The following is a 6,764-nucleotide window of genomic DNA, read 5'->3' on the forward strand; positions in this document are numbered from 1 at the left end:
GCCGCCGAATCCGCGCCGCCGATGGAGTGCAATGAACGAGCAAGTCACCCGCCAGATCCTCTGGAACATCCCGGTTCCATTCATCGTCCTGATGTACTCGATGCTCGCTCTGCTGATCGCCGGATTTATCTACGCCGGACTGAAATGGTACCGCGTCGTCACGCTGGGTACGGCCGAAAATCGCTTCGATCAATTGCCGCTGCGCACCTTGCTCGCGCTCCGCGATTCGTTCGGCCAGGGCGCCGTCATCCGCGAGTCGTGGGGCTGGATGCACTATGCCTTCTACGTCGCGTTCGTCGGCCTGTTCATCGGCACCACTATCGTCGCGATCAACAGCGACGTGCGCGATCTGTTCGATCTCTTCGGCCTCGATCTCTACTTCTACTACGGCGATTTCTATCTGTACTTCAAAGCCGCGATGGACACCTTCTTCATCCTGCTGATCGCGGGGGTCCTGATGGAAGGTGCGCGCCGCTCGCTCCGCAAGCCGACCGTCCTGAATGATCCGCCGAAGGAGAAAACCCAGGACAATCTCGAAAACCGGCTCGGCTACTGGTTCCCGATGTCGATGATGGTCGCGGCGGCGATTACCGGCCTGATGCTCGAGGGCGCGCGCATCAACGCGTCGCATCCGAATTTCACCGAATGGGCGTACGTCGGCCGCGTCGTCGGCAAGATCGAGGGCGCGATGGGCGCTGGTCCGCTGTTCCATCGATGGCTCTGGCTGATTCACGTGCTGTTCGTGTATGCGCTGCTCTTTTGTTTTCCGTTCACGAAACTGCGCCATCTGATTTTTGGTCCGCTGAATCTTTTTTTCCGCAACTTAGGCCCGCGCGGACGGCTCGCGCCGATCAAGGATTTCGAGAATGCCGAAACCTTCGGCGTCTCGCAGGTCGAGCAATATACCTGGAAGCAATTGCTCGATATGTCGGCCTGCCTCGAATGCGGCCGATGCACGATCAATTGCCCGACCGTCGCTACCGGCAAAGCGCTGAATCCCAAATATCTGGTGATCGAACAGCGCGATCATCTGCTGGAAAAAACTCCGTTCCTGCTCGCCGCCAAGGCTCACGCGCAAAATGGCAGCGGCGGTGAAGCGCCAGTTTGGGAAGGGCCCGACATGATCACGCAGGTCGCCACCGAAGAAGCGGTCTGGGGATGCACCTCGTGCGGATGGTGCGAAGAAGGATGCCCGGTCGGCATCGAGCACATCCAGCGCATCGTCGATATGCGCCGCTACGACGTGCTGATGGAATCGCGATTCCCGACCGAACTGACCGGCGCGTTCAAGGGAATCGAAAACCAGGGCAATCCGTGGGGACTCGCGCAGGAAAAGCGCGCCGATTGGGCAGCGGGATTGGATATCCCCGAAATCGCGACTCTCGAAGACCCGTCGGACATCGACGTGCTCTACTGGGTGGGATGCGCCGGCTCGTACGACGAGCGCAATCAGCGCGTCAGCAAGTCATTCTCCGGCTTGATGAAGCAGGCGGGTGTGAAATTCGCGATTCTTGGCCGCGAGGAGACCTGCACCGGCGACCCGGCGCGACGCCTCGGCAATGAATATCTGTATGCCACGGTCGTGGCGCACAACGTCGAGACGCTCAATCGCTACAAGCCGCGGCGAATCGTTACTCAATGCCCGCACTGCTTTCACAATCTCAAAAATGAGTACCCGGACTTCGGCGGTAACTACACCGTGCTGCACGAAGCCGAATTTATCGACGAACTGATTCAGGCGGGCCGGCTGAAGCCCCGGCGCGAAAACAACGAGCGCATCACCTATCACGATCCGTGCTACATGGCGCGGCACAATCGCAAATGGGACAGCGCCCGCACCGCGCTCGGCGCGATTCCCGGCGCCGAAATTGCTGAAGTCGAGCAATCGAAGAATCGCACGTTCTGCTGCGGCGCAGGTGGCGGATGCTTCTGGAAGGAGGAGCACGAGGGCACGCGCATCAATCAGAAGCGCTTCGATCAATTGAACGAGGCGAAGCCGGAGTGCGTCGCCGTCGGATGCCCGTTCTGCATGACGATGATGGAAGACGCGGTGAAATCGCGCTCGCTCGAAGACAACATGCGCGTGCGCGATCTGGCGGAACTGGTCGCGGAGTCGGTCGGCGTCCCCACCAAGTGACGGAGAAGAGTCTCCGAAACCCCTCACGGGTTTCGGGCTTCCTGGGGCGACGCGGAACCGACTTCGGGCCGCAGGGCCGAATCGCAATAGGATTAAGATGCGCGCTACGCGCTGGTAGTATGAAAACGCAGAGCGGGATGTTGCGGCACACCCCGTCAATCTGAAGGAAGCGGTGGAACTGGTGCTCGAAGCGAATCGCACACTCGCCGAGGAATGTCGCTGATGCCGCATCGGATGGCGAGCCGGTTGCGCCGCCATCATTCCGGTAGAGGGATTATGACGACAAAGGACCGCTTCGCGTTTCCAAAACCGGTACCGGCGGCGCTTACGCTCCGCTGTTCGAGATCCTTCGACTCCGGCAGCCTCCGCTCAGGATGACGGAGTGCCGGCCGTGCTGATCGCTCAGGGTGGCGATGTGTCGTACGACGGACTGCACCCTCACCCGGCATCGGCTCGATGCCTCGCCGCCGCCGACCTCTCCCGCAAAAAAGCGGGTGAGGTATAGGTCATCTACTTCTTCATGTCGGACAGGAACTCGATGATCGCGGCGTTTACCTCGGCCGGCTTTTCCTGCTGAGTCCAATGCCCCGAACCCTTCACCAGCACCGTTTTCCGCAGATTGGGCACCCACTTGTTCATGCCCTCGGCCATTTCCGGCCGCAGCACGACGTCGAGTTCCGCGGTGATCATCAGCGCAGGCTGCTCAACGCGATCGACCTGACCGAGACTCTCCTCCCAGTTGCGATCGATACATCGATACCAGTTCAGCCCTCCGCGAAATCCGCTCTTCTTGAAGGCCTGCACAAATCTCTGAAAATCCTGCTCGGTCAGAAATTTTCCGTATGGGCGATCCGAAAATCGATCGAGCAATCCGCCGCCCGCTTGACCGAACACGCCCGGCGGAGCTTTGCGCACTTCCGCCGGATCGATATTCACCGGGTCCTGGTAGAACGCGCGCAGCGAACGCTCGACGTCGCGCTCGAGTTCCGCCTCGGCCACGCCCGGCGTCTGAAAATACAGGATGTAATGAAAGCCGCCAGCCGTCATCGCGCGCATCGCGTCGGTCGGCTTCATCGGCGACCGCGGGATGAACGGCGTATTGACGCCGATCACGCGCTCGACGCTGTCCGGCGCCATCATCGCGGCGTTCCACGCGACCATGCCGCCCCAATCGTGGCCGACGATCACGCATTTGCCGAGGTTCAGCGCGTCGAGCATACCGACGATATCGCCGACCAGTTTTCGCTGCGTGTACGCCTCGATCGGCTGCGGGCATGAACTGTCGCCGTAACCGCGCTGATCAGGCGCGATCGCCCGAAATCCCGCCTCTGCGAGCGCCTTCATCTGATGCCGCCACGAGTACCACATCTCGGGAAAGCCGTGGCACATCACGACCGGGAAGCCCTCGCCCATCTCCGCGACGTGCAGCTCGATTCCGTTGCTGCGGACGTAGCTGTGCTTGATCTCGCTCATCGCGTTCTAACCTCGATTTGAATTTTGCGTTCCGGCGCGCTGCGCCGCCTGGCTGGAGGCATAATGCGGCAATGTCGGAATCGATTCCAGCGCGCATCGAAGGCGAAAGACTCAGTGTTGACACTTAAAGCCTCGCCGCCTTATGCTCCCAGGTCCAACCAAACTGAAACTTTCGTCGCCGCGGCAGTTAGAGAAATGGCGTCGATCGACGAATGTGAACCAATCGAGCAAGAGGAGAATACCTATGAGCCGTGACTTCGAATTCAAACAGCTACTGCGGGCCTATCGCAGCGGAATCATCTCGGAAGCGACCTTCGAAGGCGAGATGAAATGCCTCGAGGGCGGCGAGATGACCAATGGCAACGGCGCTGGCGGCTTCAAGGCCTTCGGCAAGACCTACGGATCGGAGCGCGCGGCGGTGATCAGCTTCCTCGATAAGGTGCGCGCGGGTGAGGCGAACGGCGGCGAAGCGTTCGACGCGTGGGCAAAGGTTTGCACGACTGATTGCATCCGCTCGGGCATCCGGATGGTCGCCGAGCGCGAGGCGTATCACGCCCGCATCTTCGGCCAGCGCCTGATGGAGCTTGGCGGCGAGCAGCGTGCGGGCACCACCGAAGATGGGCGCAAGTTCTGCGCGTATCTCGGCAACGCGTCGATCCCCGACACCGAGAAACTGCTCAAGTTCACCGAACTGGTCGGCAAGCCGGAAGACGCGATCAAACCGATCTGCGAGTTCCAGGCGTCGCTGAAGGAAGACCTCGGTACGAAGGAGGCGCTGCGCCTGTTCGCGGAAGATGAACTCTCGACGGCGAAGTGGCTGTGGGAATCCTGCGCGATCCTCAACGGGCTTAAGACCGACGCGTCGGCGACGGCCTCGATGTAGCAATCGCAATCAGTGCTGGAACGACGAGCGGGGCTCATCCGGGCCCCGCTCTTTTTTGTGTTGCGCGATCAGCGCGGAAACAACCGTGTCGTGCGTCAAGGAGCCGTCGGTGCGGCGGTCGAAGGGCCGGCCGCCGGTGCGCCCGGCAAATTCAATCTTGGTGCTGGCGCGGCGCCCATGTGCATGCCCGATCCGCCGGCCGGAGCGCCTCCCATATGCATCCCGCCCATCCCACCGGGCCCTTGCGGCAGTTCCTTTTTGGTGAAGCCGGCGGGGACAGCAAAAGTATCGTCGGGCAGATTCTGCGCCGCGATTTTCGTGACGACCGTCTTGGTCACGACCGGCGGACGATTCGCCATCATCTGATTGATCTTCGCGGCCTGCTCCGCTGACATCCCCGGAATCTGCATGTTGCCCATCTTCATCGTCGAGTCCGATGCCAGCGGCACTCCGTCCGGCATGTCAGCGCCCATACCGGCAGGCGCCGCGCCGCTCGCCTTCAGCTTCGAGGTCATGTTCTTCTGGAATGCCGAATACTCCGACGCTCCCGGGGCGTTCTTCGAGAAGCACTCCTTAATCGTGTAGTCGCCGGCCATCACGTGTCCGCCGCCGTCGTAGTCGGTACACTTGTAGCCTGCGATATCGCGCGTGCTCGACCCTTTCTTGAAATTCATCGACGACGCGGCGCTGGCCGCCATCATCGCCGCCATCTGGCCCTTGGGCGGAAAATCGATCTGGAAGTAGCTCTTAACCTTGGGGTCGAGGATGTACACCATCCCCTTGTCGAGGTCGGTGATGATCGTATGCTTGTCGGTGATCATCTTCTGCTTGTTGCCCTGCAGCATCACCGTCTGTTCTGCGTCGCGGTTGTTCGGGCCGCTGACCACGCTTTGCTTCTGCGTTATGACGACCCCGGCGATTGCGGGTAGCGCGGTCAGCGCCAGCGCTGCCCCCGCGAGCATGGGGGTTAGCTTGTTCATAGCGATTGCTCTCCTTGTGCCCGTTGTATTTTCATAACCGATTCCGCCGATTCCGCCGATTCCGCCGATGCCGCCTCGACGCGCTCGGCGGGCCGCACGACCAGCCGGTGAATCATCAGGCTCAGCAGCCCCAGCAACACCCATACCATTTCCTTGATCCGGCGCAGTACACCGATCGCAAAGCCGCTCCCCGCCGGATATCCGAGCATCGCGAGGATCAGCGCCTTGCCGCCTTCCTGCGAAACCAGCTTGGCCGGAATCAAAAAGGTCGCGCGTTCGATCAGGAGCCCGATTCCTTCGACCAGCAGCGCCACCTGGATCGAGGCCGTCTGATGCAGCAATCTCAGCAGGATGTATATCTCGAGCGGGCCGAGGCTCCACGCCGCGACGTAACACAGACAAGACAGCAGCAGGCGCATCCGATGCCGCGCGTAGAAATCGAGCAGCACTTCGTCGGCTTCATCGGCGGACTGCTTGATGTCCTCGATATTGATCCGCGCGAAATCCAGCCGCGCCGCGGCTCGCCACAGATGCGAAAACGGCCGCTTCATCTGGACGAAGAAAAAACCCGCGGCGAGCGCCACCGCGAGCGCAAATCCGCCGATGATCGACCAGTAGAGCTGCGCCGCAATCGGGATCAATCGCAGCGAGATGACGAGCGCGATCGAAACGAAGACGATTTGCCCGATCGCCTCCGCCAGCGCCGCGACCGCGACCGTCGCGAGCCCGATCGGCATCCGCAGTTTGTCGCGCAGGGTGAGCGCCATCACGAATTGGCCGCCCAGTTGCGCCGACGGCGTGACGTAGTCGATCGCCTCGCCGCCAATCCTTGCCGCGAACAACTCGATAAATTTTAAATTTGGCGGATATTCCTCGATCGTCGCGCGCCAGCCGAAAGTGTTGATCACCCGCGCGACCGCTTCCAGCGCGACCGTCGCCGCGAGGCCCCATCCCACCATCGTCATGTAGCGAAACACCTCGCCCGCGCCAAAATGGGCGAGGAACCATACGTAGAACGCAACAGCGATGGCTATGAAGAATGTCTCGACGCGGCGCATCGGTTGGGCAGGGCTCGCCGTCGGGAAAGACCGGCATTACTGAGCGCATTGTCTCAGCCGGAAGGCGTCTCCGCAACCGGCGCCGAGCCGAGCCGCGAGGTCAGTGGCAGCCTCGCGTCGAAGAGGATTCTCGAATTTCGAGGCTCTGTCGATCTCCAAATGAATGTCTCGAACTCTTCCCGAATCGGGAAAGGGCAGATGGGGTGACGGGCGGATCGCGGAAGACATGAAGC

Annotated in this window: 5 protein-coding genes; 2 read left to right on the plus strand and 3 right to left on the minus strand. The window is 61.2% G+C overall.

Features of this window, described 5'->3' with window-relative positions; genetic code table 11:
• Positions 1 to 31 precede the first annotated feature (31 nt).
• Positions 32 to 2,137, plus strand: coding sequence for a (Fe-S)-binding protein (locus Q7S58_RS13580; RefSeq protein WP_304826502.1), 2,106 nt, complete (start codon positions 32 to 34; stop codon positions 2,135 to 2,137).
• A gap of 510 nt (positions 2,138 to 2,647) precedes the next feature.
• On the opposite strand, the gene Q7S58_RS13585 is transcribed toward Q7S58_RS13580, so the two are convergent.
• Positions 2,648 to 3,610, minus strand: a complete 963-nt coding sequence (locus tag Q7S58_RS13585) for an alpha/beta fold hydrolase (protein WP_304826505.1) — start codon at positions 3,608 to 3,610, stop codon at positions 2,648 to 2,650.
• A gap of 244 nt (positions 3,611 to 3,854) precedes the next feature.
• Between Q7S58_RS13585 and Q7S58_RS13590 the strand changes: the two genes are divergently transcribed.
• Positions 3,855 to 4,493: a hypothetical protein gene (locus tag Q7S58_RS13590; RefSeq protein ID WP_304826508.1), complete on the plus strand. Its 639-nt coding sequence runs from the start codon at positions 3,855 to 3,857 to the stop codon at positions 4,491 to 4,493.
• Positions 4,494 to 4,588: 95 nt separating this feature from the next.
• Here Q7S58_RS13590 and Q7S58_RS13595 read toward each other — a convergent pair whose 3' ends face one another.
• Together Q7S58_RS13595 and Q7S58_RS13600 are read right to left on the minus strand one after the other, a co-directional pair.
• Positions 4,589 to 5,473 (minus strand): DUF4412 domain-containing protein, encoded by an 885-nt coding sequence (locus Q7S58_RS13595; RefSeq protein WP_304826511.1) that lies wholly within the window; start codon positions 5,471 to 5,473, stop codon positions 4,589 to 4,591.
• Entirely contained in the window at positions 5,470 to 6,531 is a 1,062-nt protein-coding gene (locus Q7S58_RS13600) for a lysylphosphatidylglycerol synthase domain-containing protein (protein ID WP_304826514.1), read from the minus strand. The genes Q7S58_RS13595 and Q7S58_RS13600 overlap by 4 nt, the downstream gene beginning before the upstream one ends.
• Positions 6,532 to 6,764 lie beyond the last annotated feature (233 nt).

The organism is Candidatus Binatus sp. (assembly GCF_030646925.1).
Taxonomy (GTDB): domain Bacteria; phylum Desulfobacterota; class Binatia; order Binatales; family Binataceae; genus Binatus.

Coding starts and splice junctions, on each gene's coding strand:
- Q7S58_RS13595 (WP_304826511.1), bottom strand. CDS start 5,473: ATGAACAAGCTAACCCCCATGCTCGCGGGGGCAGCGCTGGCGCTGACC.
- Q7S58_RS13580 (WP_304826502.1), top strand. CDS start 32: ATGAACGAGCAAGTCACCCGCCAGATCCTCTGGAACATCCCGGTTCCA.
- Q7S58_RS13590 (WP_304826508.1), top strand. CDS start 3,855: ATGAGCCGTGACTTCGAATTCAAACAGCTACTGCGGGCCTATCGCAGC.
- Q7S58_RS13585 (WP_304826505.1), bottom strand. CDS start 3,610: ATGAGCGAGATCAAGCACAGCTACGTCCGCAGCAACGGAATCGAGCTG.
- Q7S58_RS13600 (WP_304826514.1), bottom strand. CDS start 6,531: ATGCGCCGCGTCGAGACATTCTTCATAGCCATCGCTGTTGCGTTCTAC.